This is a genomic window from Ferruginibacter sp. SUN002 (assembly GCF_050611725.1).
In the GTDB taxonomy this organism is placed as follows: Bacteria; Bacteroidota; Bacteroidia; order Chitinophagales; family Chitinophagaceae; genus Ferruginibacter.
On record NZ_JBODJB010000001.1, the window covers coordinates 420,518 to 442,032 of the forward strand.

The following is a 21,515-nucleotide window of genomic DNA, read 5'->3' on the forward strand; positions in this document are numbered from 1 at the left end:
ATTTCTAATGCAAAGATGCCAAAAATTATACCAAGGGTAAATATGACAAATTCACGGGCTCAATTTAGTTATTTATGCCGTTATAGCGGGTTAACAATTTGATAATACATAAATAGCCTTTAATTAAAGGTATAGACTACTTTTGTATAGCAAAGAGCGTATGAATATTGTTAAAAAAATTTTAATTGCTGATGATGAGCCGGATATTCTGGAGATCATTCAGTTCAATTTACAAACCGAGGGTTACGAAGTTATTACTGCAAAAAATGGCAATGAAGCTATTGACCAAGCTAAAAAACACTTACCCGACCTGATTATTTTAGATGTTATGATGCCGGGTAAAAACGGCATTGAAGTTTGTAATATCTTACGTTTACAACCAAGTTTTAAGGAAACACTCATCATCTTCCTATCCGCATTAAGTGACGAGGCAACAGAAGTAAAAGGTTTAGAAACGGGTGCTGATGATTACCTTACTAAACCTATCAGTCCAAAGATCTTACTTACCAAAGTAAATGCTCTTTTCAGAAGATTGAATAAGGAAGACAGCAGTTTGTTACAAGTAGGCGACCTAAAAATTGATAGAGAAAAATATATTATCAATTATCTGGGACAAGAGATCATACTGGCCAGAAAAGAATTTGAACTACTGGCACTTTTAGCTTCCAAACCAGGAAAGGTTTTTTTAAGAAATGAAATTCTTAGTCAAGTATGGGGTACCGAAGTAATTGTTGGCGACAGAACCATTGATGTTCACATAAGAAAGATCCGCCAAAAATTAAACCTCGATTGCATTACTACTGTAAAAGGCGTTGGGTATAAGTTTGAGCTTTAGTTCATAGTTTTTAGTTCATAGTTCTTAGCCAAAGCAAAAACCTAATAAATAGTTATTACTTTAGCAACGAAATATAGTTTAACTAAAAACCAGGAACTAAGAACTGACCAATGTTTTCAGGAAAAAATTTCTCCCCTCAACAATTATCTGCCCTTACGGCAATTGCTCTGGCTATTCCAATAGCATTGGGTATTTATTTTTTCTACCCTGTTTGGTGGGTTGCACTCACTTCATTAGCAGTTATTTTTTTGAGTAGTTATGGGCTGATACTTTTCATGGTACAAAAGTTTGTTTACAGGAAGATAAAACTCATTTACAAACTCATTTATCAAACTAAAGCCAGTAAAAGAGAAGAATTTTATTACAAGAGTATCTTACCGCAAAAGAGTATTGATGATGTAAGAGAAGATGTGGAAGAATGGGCCATACAACGCAAAGAGGAAATTGAGTTGTTGAAAAAGAATGAAGCCTACAGAAAAGAATTTTTACAAAACCTCAGCCACGAATTTAAAACTCCCATTTTTGCCATTCAGGGATACGTTGATATTTTATTAAACGGTGCTTTAGATAACGCTGAAGTGAATAAAAAATTTTTAACAAATGCATCCCGTAATGTTGACAGATTGGTTAACCTGGTTGATGATCTTGATGAAATATCAAAACTGGAGATGGGCCAGTTAAAATTAAGCAAAAGCAATTTCGTTATTCAGGATCTCATAAAAGATGTATTTGAATCTTTGTCTATTAAAGCAGAACAAAAGCAACTCAGACTTGTCATAAAAAAAGGTTGTGAATTTCCATTATCTGTTTTTGCAGATAAAGAAAAAATACGACAAGTACTCATTAACCTAATCGATAACGCTATAAAATACGGCAAACAAAATGGTGAGATTGAAGCGAGTGCTTATAAAATAGATGGAAAACAAATGCTGATAGAGATCAGCGATGATGGCGAAGGTATCGGCGAAGAACATCTTGACAGAATATTTGAACGCTTTTACAGGACCGATCTTGCAAGAAGCAGGAAGGTTGGTGGTAGTGGGCTTGGGCTTGCTATATGTAAACATATCATCGAGGCTCATAACCAAACCATTCATGTAAGAAGCACTATAGATGTTGGAACTACTTTTGGGTTTACCTTAGAAAACAAAAAGGATTAAACTCATTATTTTCTCACACTTTCCAGTAGCTGTTTAGCTTCGGGCTTTAATGAACTTGCTCTTATTTTTCCATCCTGTATAAATGAGAATTGCATACAGTTTACATCATTCATTCTAAAATCGATATCCTGTATAACCTGATTCATTTTAAAGAAGTGCAGTGAACCATCATAACCACATTTATTGACTTCATTCATTGCATCAGCCCCAACCATTACGGCCAATTGTTCAATAATTTTCTTGTCGGAAATAATTTTAACAGCAACAACATTATCCATCTTCCCATCTCCTGTGTAATATTTAATTGCCACACTATCGGAACCGGATATATACTCCGTGATCTTTTTGTTTCTGTTATCGCATGCTGAAAGAAAAAATGAAAAGAGTACAATCAGTAATAATAAATGCTTCATCTTACAATTTTTCTTAAAGGTACAAAATGAAACCACCCGATAAGACTATCGGGTGGTACAAGCATGAGAAAAATTTGCTATTGCTTAAGGAACTTGTTTTATGATTACGATTGCTGCATTAAAATTTAGTCCATCCTTTCCACCATGTATCACCTATTGCACAAGCACCTTTATATGTTACAGATGTAAATCCTGTAGCCAATTTCGAATTCAGGAAGCTTGCACCTGTTACTGCAACAGAGCTTACAGTTGGGTTAAAATCAGGCGTTGCATAATTGAACGGGGCTGTAATTCCTGCATCTGCATTGTTGGTTAAAATACTATTACCAAAAGCGGTAGTATTGTACCAGTCTGTAATAGTCGCCGAGGTATTTACAGTTAAGGGAACATTAGCATTACCTGTAATGCTGTATAAAACAGGTGTAGGGCATCCTGCAATAATATTATTTTGTACCATTAGAGAACCCGGAATATTATTGTCTGTTGGAACTCCTTTAGTTGCATCTATGTACAAACCTTTAGGGTAACCGAGTATTACAGAATTAAAAAGCGACATGCTTGAATTTCTTCTGATCTGTGCACCCCATACAAATCTTGAATGACCTGTGTTTGCTAAAGTTTCTTTAGGGCCCATTACTGTCATGTTACTGAAAACAGGAGCAGTTTGTGGCAATAAAGAACTACCTGCTGCATCATTATCACTTTCAAAAGCTTCGCTGTTAGAAACGTCTGCAACAGCTGAATCTCTTAAAGAAATTCCAAATTGTACTTTACCGTTATATCCGTTATCAGTATCAAAATCATCATCCAATGGTCTGATAGAAATAAGGTGTTTACAATTTACCGTACCGCCAAACCATTCAAAAGAATCATCGGCAGAGTAAGCAACTTCAACAAAATCAACTACAGTTTGATTACCAACACCACCAAATGTTAAACCATTGATCTCTTTATCCGGTAAGAATGCATAGCCTGCATATTCAATACGAACATACCTTAAGATACCACTGTTATCTGCCGGATTTTGTCCTTGTGTTGAAGGAGTGCCATACAAACCTAAACCATCACTATTATTGATACCTCCTTCAATTTCACCAACACCTTGTACTCCGTTAAATGATGCATTTGTAGGAGCATTTCCGAGAATTACTAACCCTGCCCAATCTCCACGTTGAGGTGTAGGGGCTTCAGATGTAAATACAATTGGCTTATCTGCCGTACCATCTGCAATGATCTTGCAACTACGTGTAATAATCAACCCGCCATTTTTTCCAAACTCCCCTACGATCTTTGTACCCGGTTCAATAGTAAGAATTGCTCCATTAGTAACGTATACCAATCCACGAAGCTTATAGGTATTACCTGCTTTTAAAGTACGATTGGCTGTTATTCTTCCTTCCAATATTGTATTTTCAGGTGTTTCTGTTATAATCGATGGAGTTCCATCTACTTCAATTTTTCTACAGCTTGTATTTACCAAAGAAGTAAGTAGCGCAGCTGCAATTAGAATTTTTTTCATGATTTATGATTCTGGTTTAAAAATTTATTTTATGTTTTATAGAATTAAAAATTATAGCCGAATGAAACACCAATGCTTGTTCCCAATTTTTTCTTAATGGCAAAGGGTGTTTTATCTCCATCGTACTTTTTTAAATTGTTGGGATCGTGATAGTAGATCGCTACATTGTTTAAAATATCAGCCACATTTAATTTCACTTCTCCTTTTTGTTTTAATACTTTTTTTGCTAACTGAAAATCAAGCACCGGACGTGGATTTTCCCAGATCGGGGGCTGTCCCGAACCACCTACGTAAGATATTCTTCTACCGATCTGATTAAATAATAAGGTTGTATTGATGCCGTATTTTGCAATATCATATTGAACCGAAGCATTTAGCAAATAAGGACTTTGTCCTTGCATTGGTCTGTCGGTAGCAGAATTATGATCGATCACTCTATTATAGATATAAGAGAAATTTCCTTGCACCGTAAAGTTTTTTAAAGACGGATTGAAGTCCAATTTTTTTCTGAATTCAAACTCTGCCCCAAAGCTGTTAGCCTTATCTGCGTTGATAAAATTATAAGTACTTGCACCACCGGATTGTGGATTAAAAACGGACTCTATCGGGCTTCTGAAATATTTGTAGAAGACACCAATTGTGAAGAGCTCGCCACCTCTTGGATATAGTTCATAACGAAGGTCGATATTGCTTACTTTGGTTCTTACCAATTTCGTATATCCTGCAACGGTAGCCCCAAGATCAAAATCGTAGAATTGGAATGTGCTCAACTCCCTGAATTCCGGACGAATAACAGTTTGCGACCCTGCAAAACGGAAATTAGTTTTGTCATTGATCTTATAAGTAACATTTAAGCCGGGTAAAAAATCGGTCACTTTACTGTACACATGACGTGGATCTGCTTTTCTCATGCTACCTATAACCTGATCGAAATCCTCAATACGCAAACCCCACACGGTTCTTATTTTTTCTGTAATCTGATTGTCGAATTGCAAGAAGCCTGCATTTAAAATTGAGTTGGCAACATATCTGTATCGGTCTCCCGACAATTCATTAAAAGCAAATTTATTATCAGTGCCGTTACCAAAGTTTTCCGGAGCAAACACTTTATCAGCAGTCATTATAGTTAGTGCCCTGTTATCTGAAGGCAGATAAATAGAGAACGGTCTTGAATCAAACAATCTGTCTTTTATCTGCAGGAAATAACCGGCTTTAATAGTTTGTGATAAATTTTTAATCTTGAAATTTTTAGCAATATCAGTTCCGGCTGTATAGATATAATCATTTAAGAAGCCATAGTATCTGCTGCCGAATTTTTGTGATGTAGGAGATGCTCCGATCTGTAAGAGATAAGCAGAATTGTTATCGTTAGCATCTTCCTGATTATATTGAATACGTCTTTGATCAGGAATATATTGATCCAAGATATTGAAACTGCCATACCAATGAAATTTGGTATTGTACTTTTTAAAATTATGATCACCGGCCAATTGCGTATTAAAGAAAGTATTTGCTTTAAATGCAAGCTCTGTTGCTTTAATGTTTTCTCCTCTTGAATCATAATCTCTACCCGTTCTTAATGTTGTGTAATTAGTTGTATTTACATTCAACATATTTTTAAAAGTGATCTTGTGATTACTACCCAATTGAAGTGTAATATTTCCCAATGCACCTGCTAACACATCTTGACTATATTTTTTGTTGAAGTAATCAAAACTTAAGTTCGGAGTATTGTTTTCGAATGTATTTATCTGATTAGCGAAATCAGTTCTTTTATTTGATTTACTATAGTTTGCTGCAAGTATCACAGCCACTTTGTTGTTGCTTCCGAATTTTTTTGCAAACCCTCCATTGATCAAAAAACTTGCGTTTAACTGAGTGCCAGTACTTTTATCTGTCGACCAAATATTTTCAAATTGCTTACCCCAGGTAATTTTTTCTTCATTATTCAATTGAGCAAAATTTGCTTTTGTAGGAATGTTTGCAGGCAAGGATCTTGCTCCATTATCAAAACCTAAAAAATCTGTATTGCTTCCTTTGTAACTATAAAAATCTTTTCCGACAGTTTGAGTGTTGAACCCTGTACCTACTTGAATGTTAAAGAAATTTTTCGATGGAACATCTTTTGTATTTACCTGTATCAAACCTCCTGCCCATTCTCCCGGCAATTCAGGTATAAATGCTTTATTGATTATAATGTTATCGATCATTGCAGATGGAAGGATGTCAAAACTGAATGTTTTTCTATCCGGTTCCGTACTACTCAGCAATATACCATTCAACATCGATTGATTATAACGATCTGCCAAACCACGAATGACTAAATATCTACCTTCCTGCACCGATGCCCCCGGAACTCTTTTCAAAACTTCACCTGTATTTTTATCCGGACTTCTTTTGATCGTTTCGGCACTAATTACCTGTGCTACAACAGTCGTATTTTTTTGATAAGAAATCAGCGCACCTGCTGTTTCTTTACGAGATGAGGATGATTGCACTACTACTTCGTTCCCTACTTTTGAAGTAGCCTCTAAAACAATTTCAATATTTGTTACTTGATTAGCGACAACCTCTACATCTGCTATCTCTTTAGTACGATAGCCGATAGAAGATAATTTGATCATATATTTTTTTCCTGCTTCCAAAGTGATAACAAAGCCTCCATCTACATTTGTAGCAACTATAGTTTTGTCGCCTATTGAAACCGAAACCCCGGATATTTTATTGCCGGATTTAGCATCTGTTACTTTTCCTTCAAGCTTCCCCTTTTGTGCTGCCAGATTAAGCGATGTGGCAATCAGAATAATAATCAATGATAAAAATCTCATGCAGTAATAATTTAGTGCAAAGAGAATATTTGTATGTTATGACAAGATGAATGGAAGGTTACGGCTATGTTATGCTAATGTTACGCTAATGTTACCAAGTCAAATAACAAAACACTTTATATTTGCTCATTGAAATTGATTAATACCATATTTACATTCTATGTTTTATTGTTACCCTTATTGCCGTGCAGCGATATAGTAGCATGCTATAACAGCCAATTGACTGAAATTTGCCGGACAACTGAGCAAGATCATCAGCACAACAGAGAACATTGTACTCCATTTTGCAGTTGTTCATGTTGTGGAAGCATTTATGCTACAGCTTTGTATTCAGCAAAAAACATTTCGACAAAACTCTGTGTAGACAAAAGAAAATGGAACGCTTATAGCAACGCTAATCTGCCTTCTAAATTTTACGATAGCATTTGGCAACCTCCCAAGGTAGTTTAAGTAACTACGGCATTTTTGTATTTCTATAAAATACAAAACCATATTATTTAATCCTACAAATTTTATCAATGCAAATAATAATAATAATAATGCTATTGGCATTACTCTTTGTAAATAATACCAATGCACAAAACCCTACTCGTGCCATATTCGCAGACAGTTCAGAAAAAAAGGATATGAATGAGATTGTTGTACAAAGTACAAGAACTAGTCGTACAATAAAAAATACCCCTACAAGAATAGAGACAATTGATGGAGAAGAACTGGATGAAAAAAACAACATGAGACCTTCGAATGTTTCTATGTTATTACATGAAAGCACTGGACTACAGGTACAACAAACATCTGCCACTAGTGGTAATGCAAGTATTCGCATGCAGGGCCTGGATGGGAAATACACGCAACTATTAAAAGACGGCTATCCGAATTTTGGGAATTTCGCAAGTGGTTTAAGTATTTTAGAAATTCCACCACTTGATCTTAAACAAGTAGAAATAATCAAAGGACCAGCATCAACTTTATACGGAGGTGGTGCAATTGCCGGAATAGTAAATTTTATTAGCAAAATGCCAAAGGAAAAACTTGAGGGAGATTTTATTTTAAATCAATCAAACGTTGGTCAGACGAATATCGGGGCATACATTTCCAAAAAGAATAAAAAGATCGGTTATTCCATTTTAGGTGCCGCTAATTTTCAAAAAGCCTATGATGTAGATAAGGATGATTTTTCTGAACTTCCTAAGAGCAACAGTTTTACCATTAACCCTAGATTTTTTTATTATATCAATCCATCAACTACAATGATGCTGGGCAACAGTTTTACAACAAGCACAAATACAGGTGGAGATATGGAAGTGATCAACAATAAAGTCACATCCGAACATACCTACTTTGAAAAAAATAAGACTTTAAGAAATACTACAATCTTTGAACTTGAAAAAAAGTTTACAAACAAGAATAGCATAAAATTAAAACAAAGTCTGAGTTTTTTTGACAGACATATAACTATCCCTGATTATAATTTTTCCGGCTTAAACACCAATAGTTATACAGATGTTTCATACATTTTCTCGAGGAGAAAACACATGTTCATCAGTGGTGCCAATATCATTTTTGATAAATTTAAACAGGAAAATATAAACACTCATAATGCTCAATCATTTACAGTAGGCGTCTATTTTCAAGACACATGGGATGTTGCCGATAAAATAACAATTGAAAGTGGCATGAGGATAGACAACATTACTTACCAAAGTATCATTTTTAAAAACAATCAAACATTTGCATTACCACGATTATCAGCGTTGTTTAAACTTAGTAATAAGTTGAGTTCGAGAATATCCGGAGGACTAGGCTATAAAGCTCCAACTGTTTTTACAGAACAAACAGAAAGTATGCAGTATAGGGGCATTACAGCGTTAAGTAATGTTACTGCTGAGAAAAGTATTGGTGCAACTGTTGATGTGAATTATAAAACAAACATTTCAGCCGATCTGGATTTTAGTGTCAATCAATTGTTCTTTTATACACAGATCAACAATCCGTTAATATTGGAATCAGATATTATTGTCAACGACTTTTTCGTAAATGCATCAAAACCTATTAACAGTAAGGGTTTTGAAACCAATCTGAAATTCATTTACAAAGAAGACCTAAAGCTATTTGTTGGCTACACATTCATTGATGCAAGAGCAAATTATTTAACAACAAATCAATTTTTGCCCTTGTTACCAAAAAACAAATTGAACCTTACTATGATGTATGAAAAGGAAGATAACTTTAAATTGGGCATAGAGGGTTATTATACAGACAAGCAGTATTTATACAATGGCAATCGAACCCCATCTTTCTGGGAATTTGGTTTTATGGCTCAAAAAACTTTCCGAAAGGTTTCAGCCTTTATAAATTTTGAAAATTTTACCGACCAAAGACAAAGCAAATATAAAACGGTAGTGAATCTTCCTCATGATAACCCAAGCTTTGATGCAATTTGGAATCACACAGAGGGATTTATTGTGAATGGAGGATTAAAACTTAAGCTATAATTTCATTGTCCGCTAGGCATTTATACATTTTGCTTTGCGGACCTTTTAAAACCTGAATTGCAGCCTGCAAGTGAATACATTGTCTTTTACATCTGACGTAAATCCATGTAGCGCTGTTTTTTCATTCCACACTCTATCATAGTATAAAATAAGTTTTGCATTATCTGTTAGATAATTAATATAGCCAAAACCCAACGTAGTATACTTAATATTAGCAGCCGTAAAATTTGTACCTATAGCTCCTATCTCGTTTTTTTCTACTTTACTATTCGGATCATACCAATCATATTTTACAAGCAACTGATGTTGTGCAGAAAAAATATTTTGTAAAAAATAAAAGTAAGCTCCGTTAAAGTTTCTTACATGAAAACCATCAATACCCGAAAGCAAAGCAGTTGGAGTTTCAGAGTTATTCAATGTACCGGTTTGTTTACCTACAATGAACTCGGCCCTTAATTCGGAAATAAGTCCTCGTTTGTTTTTATATTTAAGTTGCAAGTCTGCTCCGAAATATTGTCTTGCAGATACAGTACCAATATTGGTTACAGCAGAATCAGTTACCACTTTTTTTATTCCGGCTACAGTTTCAGTTGTATTAATGTATTTCGTATTGTTCTGCAGCCCTCCTGATAAAAAAGAAGTTCCTGCAGAAAACATAACTGCCTTAGAAAGATGAACAGGTTTTAAAGAAATCCTTGAGATGATATCTTTTGTATTATCAAATTCACCGGTTGCATTGATTCCTTGTCCGTTGAAAACTCCAATATCTATCTTCAAATTTTTCAGGGCATGCTTTTTTCGTCTTACATCAAAACTTACCATTGCTCCAAGATCTCTTTCACTCTTCATCAGTATTTGATTCATTCTTCCTCTTTCTGGACTTTCTCTATCACTGCTGCTCAAATTCGTTTCAAAACCAAATGGGCGGGCAAACATCCCTGTGGTAAAAGAAAACAGTTTAAGATTGTTTTCAAATACTCTTCCCCAAATATCTCTTACAGTAAATGTTCTTTCGTTGGCATCGAACTGAAAAACGATCTGTACACCAGGGCGGCTTCCATTCTCAAAGTGAGCATAATCTATCCTGATACGACTACGCCTTAACATAAACCTGTTACTTACCTGAGCAGCAAAATCGCCTCCGGCAAAACTCTTTTCGCCTTTTGAAGAAGCTACTTGAAACTGAGGCTGAATGTAGCCTCCTATACGCAGGTGGTCGAATTTTTTATAGATAGCAAGCATACCCTTCCCTTTTTCGGTCGTGGTATCGATCATATCCATAAGAAACTGGGCATTACAATAGCTACAAACCACTGTAAACAGTAGCAAAAAGGAGATTTTTTTACTCACAATAGCAAATTTTCGGCAAAGGAATAATAAATTCACATTACTTCAATGTTAACTAATTATTATCAATTTTAAAGTGCTTTGTTGCAAAGCCAATAAAGCTACTTTTGCTCAAAATTTACAAAACATGGCAGGATTAAATTCTATCTTAAAGATCTTTTTACCAAAGGACAGAGTATTTTTTCAACTATTTGAAAGTGTAGCAGAAGAACTGGTGAAAATGGGTGAAAAATTAAAAGAGGTGGTGAATGAACCGGACTTCGATAAAAGAGCACAACTGATTCAGGAAATTGAAGATATGGAGCATGTAAATGATGACTATACGCATCAGATATTTACTGAATTGGGTAAAAACTTTATCACTCCTTTCGATAGAGAAGATGTGCATTATCTGGCATCTGCCCTTGATGATATTGCAGACTTCATGTATGCATCTGCCAAAAAAATTAATTTCTATCGAGTAAATCCGAATGACATTGGTATTCAAAAATTAGCAGATCTTATTGCTACAGGTTGTGTGCATGTTCATAAAGCAGTGGTAGAATTGCGAAATATGAAAAACATGCGTCAAATAACAGATGCATTGGTTGCGATTAATAGCATAGAAAACCAAGGCGATGATATTTTCGATATGAGTATTGAAAGACTGTTTGCTACAGAGCCCGATGCAAAAGAAGTGATCAAGAAAAGAGAGATCTATCAGGTAATGGAAATTGTAACCGATAAATGTGAAGATGCTGCGAATGTAATTGAGAGCATCATTGTTAAATACGCTTAATCAATTTGAACATTTGAAAATTTGAAGATGTAACGATGATAAAACATTTTCAAATCTTCAAATCTCCAAATCTCCAAATCTTCAAATTAAAGAAATGACCTTAGTAGTAGTAATAATCATTCTTGCCTTAATTTTTGATTACATTAACGGATTTCACGATGCTGCCAACTCAATAGCAACGGTAGTTTCAACAAAAGTACTTACTCCTTTTCAAGCTGTATTATGGGCAGCCATCTTTAACTGTGTAGCCTATTTTATTTTTCAGGATCATGCAGTGGCAAATACGATCAGCAAAACGGTACACAAAGAATTCATTACACTACCGGTAATTTTATCGGGATTAATAGCTGCTATATTCTGGAATTTACTTACCTGGTGGTATGGAATTCCTTCATCCTCTTCACACACCCTTATTGGAGGATTAGCAGGCGCTGCAATCGCACACGCAATCGCAATGAAAGGCATCGGAGTAAACTGGGGAACAATCATTGAATCGGATACAATTATCAAAACAATTTTGTTCATTTTCTTAGCACCGCTTATTGGAATGTTCATCTCCATATTCATAACCATTGTAACCATCATGAGAAATGTATGGTTACGGATAGGGATAATTGCACTAACAACGTTCCTTACTTTTCTTTTGTTTGATAATTTTGAGAGCAGCAAAATAAATGAGACTTCCCTAAAATTCTTAAAAATCGACAAATACAAAACAGAAATAAAAGATACAAAAGAAAAGCTGGCATTAAACCCAACCGATTCTTCATTGATCAAAACACTGGCTACCGCTGAGGATAAATTAAATAAAGCCAATGCAAACTTTGAAAAACTTCAGCCACTATTAAATGATTACGATAAAATAGGGGCAACAGCAATTGCTAAAGAAGCGTACAATAAAGGTTTACTTAAAGATATTGAAGCTAGTCGTTTAAAAGACGATGTACGCAATGCTAACGGTTTTTTAATTCTTGAAGCAAGAGCCGTTGATTCTAAAGAAGCAACTGAAGCATATAAAAAAGCCAAAGAGCTTACTGAAAAATATAAAGGTCCATTAGCATTGTACTGTAACAAAACCATTTCTTTAGACAGTACAATGATTGCCCTCAACAATATCTATCCGATAGAGGGTTATAATAAACAAAAAGTGCAATCTAAAATCTCAAACTTCAATATTGAAAATGCACTTAAAAAAGATATTGAAAAGTCAGACAACAGAGTTATTGCCTGGGGTATCGTATTCACGTCGATATTATTTTGTTTGATCTATTTATATGTAGAAAAATACAGAACGCCAACTGCCTATAAAGTGGCAAACATGTTCAAAAAATTACAACTGTTCAGTTCCGCTGCTTTCAGTATTGGTCATGGAGGTAATGATGCACAAAAAGTAATGGGAATCATTGGTGTAGCATTGATCAGCAGCGGACAAATTCAAAACTTTTCGGACCTCCCATCGTGGGTACCAATTTCATGCTATCTGGCCATTGGTTTAGGAACTATGAGTGGAGGATGGAAAATTGTAAAAACGATGGGTACCAAGATAACCAAAGTAACTCCGCTCGAAGGGGTGGCTGCAGAAACAGCTGGTGCATTTACCTTGTTTTTTACGGGCCAGATGGGCATCCCGGTTTCTACCACTCATACCATTACCGGCTCTATTATGGGTGTAGGGGCTACAAAAAGATTGAGTGCAGTACGCTGGGGCGTAACCATCAATCTTTTATGGGCATGGATTTTAACCATTCCTGTTAGCGGTTTACTGGCGGCATTGGTATACTACATTGTTTCTCTTTTTTAATGCTGAAACTATTTAGCGCCTTATCGGCTTTTTTACTTTCTTTGTAGGATGAATAAGATTTTAGTAACCGGAGGCTGTGGTTATATAGGCTCACACACAATTGTAGATTTGATACAAAGTGGTTTTGATGTTATTTCTATTGATAATAACTCAAGAAGCAATGTTGATATTCTCAACGGTATTGAAGCCATCACCGGTAAAAAGGTTACCAACTATTCCATTGATCTTTGTAACTATGAAGACACAAAAAATGTTTTCAGAGAAAACAGAGATATTGTTGGCATCATACATTTTGCAGCGTATAAAGCTGTTGGCGAATCTGTGAGTAATCCATTAATGTACTTTGAAAATAATCTCGGATCGCTGATCAATATTTTAAAATGCGCCGAAGAATTCAATGTTTCTAATTTTGTATTTTCTTCATCTTGCACCGTGTACGGTAATCCCGATGAGATTCCTGTAACGGAAACATCTCCTCAAAAACCGGGTGAGTCACCTTATGGCATTACCAAACAAATGGGAGAACAGATCATTTTAGAAACGATCAAAACCAATAATATTCAAAGTATTCTTTTAAGATATTTTAATCCTGTAGGTGCACATCCTTCCATTTTGATCGGCGAAATTCCCTTTGGAAAACCCGCAAATCTGGTACCGGCCATTACGCAAACTGCTATCGGCAAACTACCCTCGATGCTGGTGCATGGCAGCGATTACCCGACAAGAGATGGTAGTTGCCTCAGAGATTATATTCATATATGTGATATTGCACATGCTCATACCTTGGCACTCAATTATTTGATAGAAAGAAAGAATAAAGTAAATCCGGAAATATTTAATCTTGGTACAGGAGATGGCTATACGGTACTTGAAGTGATTGCCGCTTTTGAAAAAGTAAGCGGCACTAAACTCAACTATACTTTAGGACCCAGAAGGCCCGGAGACGTTATTGCCATTTATGCCAATAACGATAAAGCTAAAACTGAATTAGGCTGGATTCCGCAATATAACCTAGAAAATATGATGGATACCGCTTGGCAGTGGGAATTAAAGCTAAAAAATACGGCAATTTAAAAACAAGCAAGTATCTTGCAGCCCATTTCATAATTATACAGATATTAATATGCTAAACGAAATAGTTGTAACAGGAAATAAGGATACCCGTAGTGGCTTTGGAGATGGTATTGTAGAAGCAGCGAAGAAAAATGAAAATGTCATTGCATTGACCGCAGATCTTTTGGGTTCGATGAAATTGAACACTTTTATTAAAGAATTTCCTGAAAGATTCATACAATGTGGTATTGCAGAAGCGAATATGATCGGTGTTGCTGCAGGGTTAACCATCGGTGGTAAAATTCCTTTTACAACAACATTTGCAAATTTCAGTACAGGCCGTGTGTATGATCAAATACGCCAGTCAGTTGCATATAGCGGTAAAAATGTAAAAATTTGTGCCAGCCATGCCGGTTTAACTTTGGGAGAAGACGGTGCTACTCACCAGATACTGGAAGATATTGGATTGATGAAAATGTTGCCGGGGATGACAGTGATTGTTCCGGCAGATTACAATCAAACAAAAGCAGCCACTAAAGCAATAGCTGAGTATAACGGTCCGGTGTACCTGCGTTTTGGCCGACCGGTTTGGCCGATCTTTACAAAAGAAGAAGATTTTGTAATTGGCAAAGCACAAAAATTATCAGATGGCAAAGATGTTACCATTTTTGCCTGTGGTCACCTGGTTTGGAAAGCTGTTGAAGCAGGAAGAATTTTAGAAGAAAAAGGTATCAGCGTGGAAGTAATCAATATTCACACCATTAAACCATTGGATGAAGCAGCCGTATTAGCGTCTATCAAAAAAACAAAATGTGCAGTAACCTGCGAAGAACATAATATTATTGGCGGATTAGGAGATAGTATTGCACAAGTTGCATCTAAACATCTTCCAATACCTATTGAATATATTGGCACAAAAGATACTTTCGGTGAAAGTGGTAAACCTGCTGAGTTATTAACGAAATATGGTTTGGATGCACCGAATATTGTTGATGCTGCATTAAAAGTATTGTCAAGAAAAAATACTGAGATCGTAGGAAATTAATCCTTTCTAATAAATTTTGAAAAAACCAATCGTACGATTGGTTTTTTCTTTTTACTACTTAATTCAATTTTACTAACTGCATGTGATCGATCATTGCCTGATTAACATCTCCGTTCATATTTCCATTAGCAGATCGAAAGGCAAGCGTAATAGTATGTTTACCTTTTTTCATTTTCACTTTTACAGAATTACTGTACCCCCAGTTACTCCACTCCTCATTTCCTCTTTGAGGAAAAACAACAGTACCTACAAATTTTTTATCTAACTCAAGAGTTCGGATAGCACATTTATTATCCGTATTGACAGGGCCGTTACCATTTGCATAACGAAAGTTGATCGCATACTCACCATCTTCAGCAATAGCTACAGGAATATTAATAACCTTGTTAACCGTTTTACTGATCTCTACAAACCCCTTCCCGGTAGCACCCTTATAGTTTAATGTAGATGGTATAGCATACATAGCTATATCATACTCACCAATATTAGCACAATCTTTTAAAATAAACGGTTCACTTGCAAAAGAAGCTCTATTTAAAGCATCTATTGCCAGTACCTGATACTCGGCACAGGTTTCAGTAATAATGAACTTCGTTTCACGAGTAAGTTCCAGCGGCGACCCATTTTTAAAAATAAGATATTTTTTTGCCCGGTGTATTGACTGCCACTGCATTGTATCATTCTGAACGTTAACAATAGGTGTGGCAAGTGTGGTATAATTTGCTACTTTGTTTATCTTATTATCTGTAATCGCATTATCAGTCAACATAATTTTTACTATATGCTTACCTTTAAGCATAGACGAAATTTGAGCAACTGCCATTTTTTTGCCATCGACAATAAATGATCTTATTTTATTGCCGTGCCCTTCCATTGAAATATCTAAAACCGCATTTTGATATTTAAAATTATTCAATGATCTTTTTCCTTCTAAAGCCTTGGGAACAAAAGGATGAAACACTAATTTGTCAGCCTGAAATTCTATTCCAAAAATGATCTTATGTATCAAACTGATATTGCCCGACAAACTCCACAACATATTACTTGAGTTAATAACCGTTCCGGCAAAATCCCCATTGTCTGCAACAAAATTTTCTTTATTAGTTACAAATAATGCGGCCGGCCTGTATATAGCCGCTATCGATTCCATCACAGATGTTTCATTGCCAACTTTTGCAGAAGCTAAGCCCCAATAAGATTGCACAAAAGGCCAGACTGCATTATTATGATAGGCAGCAATCCCTGGTATTTGTGGATAAATGCATGGAATACCATAATCAGTTACAGGTGTGCTCTCTATAATTCTTTTTTGAGTTGGCTCATCCGCAATTCCAAATAACACACAAAGTGCTTCTCCTAATGCTTCTGATCTTGGGGAAACGATCTTGTTGTTTCTTCCATATAAATATTGAGCATAGTAGCCTTTATCCTTCAACCATAAATATTTATTGATACCTGTTTTAATTTTTGCTGCATTCGCTTTGTATTTTAAAACATCTGATTGTTTGTTTAAAATTTTACCTATTTCTGCTAACACTATATTTGCCTGGTAGTGTACCGCATTGGTTCCTAAATTTTCTGATTCGAAAATATCTGCCGGTTGCATCCATTTAGGATAAGTTTGTTCACGCCAGTCTAAAAAAGAAGATTCACCACGAACCAAGCCGGTACTTGCATCGTACGCATTACTCATATCATCATCAACTGAATTCTTAATTATTTCATAAGCTTGTTGCAGCCAATCTTTATCACCTGTTGCTTTGTATATTTCCCATGCGGCAGTGGCCCAAATCATTCGGTCGGTAGAGCATGGATAAGCACCACCGGTACCGGTATCCTGTATAATTCTCTTTTTCTTATTTACTTTTCTTAGCAAACTTTTTTTAGCAACTTCCGGTTGCAAATATGCCATTGATAAAATAATACTGTAGCTGATGTCTCTCGTCCAAACCCCCGCCCATTCTTTACCTGTCCGAAAAGTACTATCGGGCTCTACTGCTTTTATCATTTCTTCAATCGACATATTATAAATTGCGTCAGCAATAGCATGAGGTGATTTGTATTGAGGAAAGGCACTGATATCTTTCGACATCAACCATTGCGAAGCTGTTTCTTTTTCTTTCTTTAGAGGATTCAGGGTGATCGTTGTTTCATAGATACCGTCTCCATCATCATCTTTCAATGTCAATTCAGGTTTGTTATGCAGATTATCAAAATCCCACATCATTGGTGCTGCTCCTCCTGCCAGATACAAACCCTTAAAATCTTCTTTGAAAATTTTATCACCATTGAGTGTTGTGTAATACCCCTGTGTATTCAAATCTTTTAAAACGCTATTCATATCCAAGCGAATAGTAAGTTTTGTGTTGGGTTCCATAAATGTATTTGTCTCGCCGGTGTTATCTTTTAATTGCTCTCCAAATTTTATAATGGGAGTTTCGGTAACACCTTTCAATACATTAAAATTATGGTTGATGGCAAATTTCAATTCATTGTCTTTACCATTAATACTAAACTTGAATTCAATTTTTGTGCTCTGATATTCATTTAACGGACTTTGATAGTTGGATGTGATCTCGTTAGCCGATATTGCCTTTGCTTTATACTTGTTTTGAACAACACTATCGGCATAGAGCGTATATTCCTTTGTTTGCCACAATACATTTGTGTTCTTCTGTGCCATTAGCGAATTTGTTAGCAGTAATACTGTAGTAAATAAAGTGCAAGCTGATTTCATCGTGTATGTTTTGTTCATCAAAATCTTATGTGAATTTACACTATTAAATTACTTGCCGGGTAAGATCAGAAAAAAACCGGCTTGGTATTAAACCTTGGGCAATTATATCTATCTTACTAAAGGTTTATTAATTTTATGCTGCTCAAACGCTTATGGCTGATAGACATTTAGAAGACAAAGAACTTTTGTTCCAGTTCAACCAAGCCGAAACCAAAGAAAGAGGCTTTACCGGTATCATCAAAAAATACCAGGAGAAATTGTATTGGCATATCCGCCGTATGGTGGTAGAGCATGAGGATGCGAATGATGTGCTGCAGAACATGTTCATAAAAGTATGGAAAGGATTAGAGAATTTTAGAGAGGATAGTCAATTATACACTTGGTTATATCGTATCGCCACCAATGAAAGTTTGACTTTTATTGAACAAAAAAAGAAAAGAACCTCGGTTTCATTGAGTGATGTAGAAAACGGGTTAAGTAATAGTTTGAAGGCCGATAAGAATTTTGACAGCAATAAAATTGAATGGAAGCTTCAATTGGCCATGCAACAATTGCCTGAAAAGCAAAGGGTTGTATTTAACCTGCGTTATTATGATGAAATGCCTTACGAAGAAATGAGTCGTGTATTGGAAACAAGTGAAGGTGCATTAAAGGCAAGTTATCATCATGCAGTTAAAAAAATAGAGGATTTTATATTAAATAATTAAACTTTTTGTTAAAAAACAGGTCTTACAGCCGGATGGAAACAAGAACCGACATATTGAATGAATTGAAAGCAATTAGCCCTACATTGGCAGCAATGGAGAAGGTGAATGTTTTTGAAGTGCCGCAAAGATATTTCGATCAGTTGAGCGAATCTGTTTTAGCTTCTTTGAATAAAGAGTTAGGCGATGTTCCGGAAAAGTATTTTGATCATTTAGCTGATAATATTCTTGCTAAAATAAAATTACAGGAAGCAGCGGAAACAGATTTATCGCCGGCGTTACAAAGCATTCGTGGCATTAATGTTTTTGAAGTACCGCAAGGTTATTTTGAAAACCTATCAACCGAGATCGTTGATAAAACAGTTACAATACAACCTGCCAAAGTAATTTCATTCGGCAGCCGTATAGTTAAGTATGCAGTTGCTGCAGCATTAACAGGGGTGGTAGCATTAGGCGTTTACAAATACACCAATAACAATCCAACCCAACCAAATGATATTGTTTCTGTTGCAAAACTTGATGCATCTATTGAAAAAGGGAAAGACATGAATGATAAACAATTCAATGAAACATTGGAAAATTTATCGGCAGATGATATTGCAAAATATTTAGAAACCAACTTTAATGAAAAAGAGATAGAGAGTTTAGCATCTAATATAGAAGAAAATAGTTTGCCAAGTCAGGATGATTATTTTACCGATGAAAAAACACTTGAAAATTATTTAGAAGAACTTGATGCAGTACAAACTAGTAACTAAGAAAAATACATCATGAAAAAAATTTACTTTATACTAACATTTATTTTATTTACAGGGATTGTAAACGCTCAAGATGATCCTGCTGTTGATTCAAAAAAGCAACAGGATATAGAAGCGCTAAAAGTAGCTTTTATTAGCAAGGAACTGGACCTAACCCCTGATGAAGCTCAAAAATTCTGGCCTATTTATAATCAATACTCCAAAGAATATCACAAAGCTGTAAAAGACAATCATGATGTTTTAGATAGAGATGAAAAAGTGTTGAATATCAGAAAGAAATACAAGGATCAGTTTGTAAAATTGCTCGGCCTAGACAGAACCAATAAGATGTATAGTGCAGAAGGCAGGTTTCACAAACTACTAATCAAGGCAATGAAAAAGAGAAATGAATTTCGAGAAAAGAAAGGAAAAGGGAATCGTCCTATGTTAAGAAAAGGGGATTAACGAACAATAATAAAAAAGCACAGTTAAGCTGTGCTTTTTTATTACAATAGAATCAATCTCTATATATTAAATGAATACCTCTATATTTGGTTTCGGATACAAATTTTTTGAATGAACAATGCATCTCTTTTTCTAACGTTGTTATTTTCACTTTGTGGTTTTACTGTTTTAACTGCACAGGACAGTGCTCAATCCTGCAAGGTAGTTGATCAAAAACTTGTGGGTAGCTATAAAGGAGAGTGCAAAAAAGGATTTGCACATGGCAATGGCGAAGCGATCGGCATTGATCGTTATAAAGGAGAATTTAAATTCGGATTTCCGGAAGGAAAAGGGCTTTACTACTATGGTGATAGCATTTATCATTCTGGAATGTTTCAAGAGGGTATTAAAGAAGGAAAAGGTGAAATGCATTATTTACGCTCCGGGATGCCCGACAGTATAGTAAAAGGCTATTGGAGTGGAGATATATACAGAGGCAAGAGATACATTACATATACTTTTGACGGGATTGCAAAATTTGACAGATATGAAATTACGCCATCCGACAGAAGTGGTAATTCAGTGACAATCTATCTTTCATCTACTACCGGTTCTCCAAATGGCATTGGTAAAGCCGGATTTGGAGGTGGTCCTAACGGATATGTATTAAGGATCAGAGATGTGGTTGCATTGGATGGAAGTTTCATCAGAAAAACAGGAGAAATGAATGGCACAAATAAATACTTTATTAGCTATGAGCTGAATAAATTCCCAGTCACATTACTTTGTACACTTTCCAACAACCAGTCTTTTAAATTAGAGTTTTACAGGTCTGCTAATTGGACTGTGAATCTCTATACAAACAAATAGCTGTTCTGTTACTTTTTGAATACGGGTGTTTTAATATCATGATAAAATAAAAAACTCCAGCCTTCCTCCTGCCCTTGCTGCCACCATTGCTGACGAAGCTCCATACATTTTCTTCCATCATAATCGTATTTAGCAATAAATTTATTTTTCATTTGTTGTAACTGCGGTGCTACATCTCCACCAAAGAAAACAATTTCGTTATCTTCTTTTATCCAAAAAACCCCATGGCATTTTGAGTGACCACCCGTTACTTTAAAATCTATATATCCGTCTATTGTTTCTTCATCTTCCATTAAATGCACTTTATCAGAAGCTTCTAACAATTTTATTTTATCAACTACATAAGTGGGCTCTCCTTTTTCTAACGCTTCTTTCAACTCGTTTTTGTTTGCATAATAAGTAGCGTTGGGGAAACTAAAAAAGTATTGATTCAATTGTTCATCTTTTATGGTCATTCCACTAATATGATCTTTATGCAGATGGCTCAATAAAACTTTGGTTACCTCTAAAGCTCCTATCCCATGATCCATCAGGTTCTTATGTATCTGTAAAACACCATCCTGTGTAAATCCTAATCCTGCATCAATTACAATAATATCTTTTGAGGTAACTACACAAAACGGCTGTACTTCTACCAATAAACTACCGACCGGTCTTTTTTGCAGGTCATCTTTTTCTTTATTGAACGGGATGAATTGCTTGGTTCTATCTACGGTGAATGCACCTTCGCTGAGGGGAATAATTTTCAT

General features: G+C 35.5%; 18 protein-coding genes. 12 read left to right on the forward strand and 6 right to left on the reverse strand.

Annotated features, from left to right (window positions below; translation table 11 throughout):
• The first annotated feature begins 160 nt into the window (after nt 1-160).
• Nucleotides 161-835 carry a response regulator gene (locus ACQ33O_RS01835; protein WP_430993844.1) on the forward strand — a complete coding sequence of 225 codons (675 nt, stop codon included), beginning with the start codon at nt 161-163 and terminating at the stop codon, nt 833-835.
• Nucleotides 836-945: 110 nt separating this feature from the next.
• Nucleotides 946-1,995 (forward strand): sensor histidine kinase, encoded by a 1,050-nt coding sequence (locus ACQ33O_RS01840; RefSeq protein ID WP_430993845.1) that lies wholly within the window; start codon nt 946-948, stop codon nt 1,993-1,995.
• A gap of 5 nt (nt 1,996-2,000) precedes the next feature.
• Here the strand turns inward: ACQ33O_RS01840 and ACQ33O_RS01845 are convergent, their stop codons facing one another.
• The 3 genes from ACQ33O_RS01845 to ACQ33O_RS01855 form a co-directional block, all read right to left on the reverse strand.
• Nucleotides 2,001-2,408: a hypothetical protein gene (locus tag ACQ33O_RS01845; RefSeq protein ID WP_430993846.1), complete on the reverse strand. Its 408-nt coding sequence runs from the start codon at nt 2,406-2,408 to the stop codon at nt 2,001-2,003.
• Between the two features lie 118 nt (nt 2,409-2,526).
• Nucleotides 2,527-3,927: a hypothetical protein gene (locus tag ACQ33O_RS01850; protein WP_430993847.1), complete on the reverse strand. Its 1,401-nt coding sequence runs from the start codon at nt 3,925-3,927 to the stop codon at nt 2,527-2,529.
• Between the two features lie 44 nt (nt 3,928-3,971).
• Nucleotides 3,972-6,755 carry a TonB-dependent receptor domain-containing protein gene (locus ACQ33O_RS01855; protein ID WP_430993848.1) on the reverse strand — a complete coding sequence of 928 codons (2,784 nt, stop codon included), beginning with the start codon at nt 6,753-6,755 and terminating at the stop codon, nt 3,972-3,974.
• Nucleotides 6,756-6,890: 135 nt separating this feature from the next.
• On the opposite strand from ACQ33O_RS01855, the gene ACQ33O_RS01860 reads away from it, so the two are divergent.
• Nucleotides 6,891-7,205 (forward strand): DUF6660 family protein, encoded by a 315-nt coding sequence (locus ACQ33O_RS01860; protein ID WP_430996149.1) that lies wholly within the window; start codon nt 6,891-6,893, stop codon nt 7,203-7,205.
• 68 nt (nt 7,206-7,273) lie between these two features.
• Complete coding sequence (locus ACQ33O_RS01865) at nt 7,274-9,250, forward strand: TonB-dependent receptor plug domain-containing protein (RefSeq protein WP_430993849.1); 1,977 nt, start codon at nt 7,274-7,276, stop codon at nt 9,248-9,250.
• Nucleotides 9,251-9,295: 45 nt separating this feature from the next.
• Here the strand turns inward: ACQ33O_RS01865 and ACQ33O_RS01870 are convergent, their stop codons facing one another.
• Nucleotides 9,296-10,600, reverse strand: coding sequence for a porin (locus ACQ33O_RS01870; protein ID WP_430993850.1), 1,305 nt, complete (start codon nt 10,598-10,600; stop codon nt 9,296-9,298).
• Nucleotides 10,601-10,724: 124 nt separating this feature from the next.
• Here ACQ33O_RS01870 and ACQ33O_RS01875 point away from each other — a divergent pair, with 124 nt between their 5' ends.
• From ACQ33O_RS01875 to ACQ33O_RS01890, 4 genes are all read left to right on the forward strand, one after another.
• On the forward strand, nt 10,725-11,375 hold the full coding sequence (locus ACQ33O_RS01875; protein ID WP_430993851.1) for a DUF47 domain-containing protein: 651 nt from the start codon (nt 10,725-10,727) through the stop codon (nt 11,373-11,375).
• 94 nt (nt 11,376-11,469) lie between these two features.
• Entirely contained in the window at nt 11,470-13,176 is a 1,707-nt protein-coding gene (locus ACQ33O_RS01880; RefSeq protein WP_430993852.1) for an inorganic phosphate transporter, read from the forward strand.
• Nucleotides 13,177-13,224: 48 nt separating this feature from the next.
• Nucleotides 13,225-14,250, forward strand: a complete 1,026-nt coding sequence (gene galE, locus ACQ33O_RS01885; RefSeq protein ID WP_430993853.1) for a UDP-glucose 4-epimerase GalE — start codon at nt 13,225-13,227, stop codon at nt 14,248-14,250.
• A gap of 49 nt (nt 14,251-14,299) precedes the next feature.
• The gene (locus ACQ33O_RS01890; protein ID WP_430993854.1) at nt 14,300-15,274 is read left to right on the forward strand and encodes a transketolase family protein; all 975 of its coding nucleotides are present in this window, start codon (nt 14,300-14,302) and stop codon (nt 15,272-15,274) included.
• 58 nt (nt 15,275-15,332) lie between these two features.
• Here the strand turns inward: ACQ33O_RS01890 and ACQ33O_RS01895 are convergent, their stop codons facing one another.
• Nucleotides 15,333-17,957 carry an MGH1-like glycoside hydrolase domain-containing protein gene (locus ACQ33O_RS01895; protein WP_430993855.1) on the reverse strand — a complete coding sequence of 875 codons (2,625 nt, stop codon included), beginning with the start codon at nt 17,955-17,957 and terminating at the stop codon, nt 15,333-15,335.
• Between the two features lie 206 nt (nt 17,958-18,163).
• Here ACQ33O_RS01895 and ACQ33O_RS01900 point away from each other — a divergent pair, with 206 nt between their 5' ends.
• From ACQ33O_RS01900 to ACQ33O_RS01915, 4 genes are all read left to right on the forward strand, one after another.
• Nucleotides 18,164-18,718: an RNA polymerase sigma factor gene (locus tag ACQ33O_RS01900; protein ID WP_430993856.1), complete on the forward strand. Its 555-nt coding sequence runs from the start codon at nt 18,164-18,166 to the stop codon at nt 18,716-18,718.
• Between the two features lie 32 nt (nt 18,719-18,750).
• Nucleotides 18,751-19,473 carry a hypothetical protein gene (locus ACQ33O_RS01905; protein WP_430993857.1) on the forward strand — a complete coding sequence of 241 codons (723 nt, stop codon included), beginning with the start codon at nt 18,751-18,753 and terminating at the stop codon, nt 19,471-19,473.
• Between the two features lie 12 nt (nt 19,474-19,485).
• The gene (locus ACQ33O_RS01910) at nt 19,486-19,917 is read left to right on the forward strand and encodes a hypothetical protein (protein WP_430993858.1); all 432 of its coding nucleotides are present in this window, start codon (nt 19,486-19,488) and stop codon (nt 19,915-19,917) included.
• A gap of 111 nt (nt 19,918-20,028) precedes the next feature.
• Nucleotides 20,029-20,766 (forward strand): hypothetical protein, encoded by a 738-nt coding sequence (locus ACQ33O_RS01915; RefSeq protein WP_430993859.1) that lies wholly within the window; start codon nt 20,029-20,031, stop codon nt 20,764-20,766.
• 8 nt (nt 20,767-20,774) lie between these two features.
• On the opposite strand, the gene ACQ33O_RS01920 is transcribed toward ACQ33O_RS01915, so the two are convergent.
• Complete coding sequence (locus ACQ33O_RS01920) at nt 20,775-21,515, reverse strand: MBL fold metallo-hydrolase (protein WP_430993860.1); 741 nt, start codon at nt 21,513-21,515, stop codon at nt 20,775-20,777.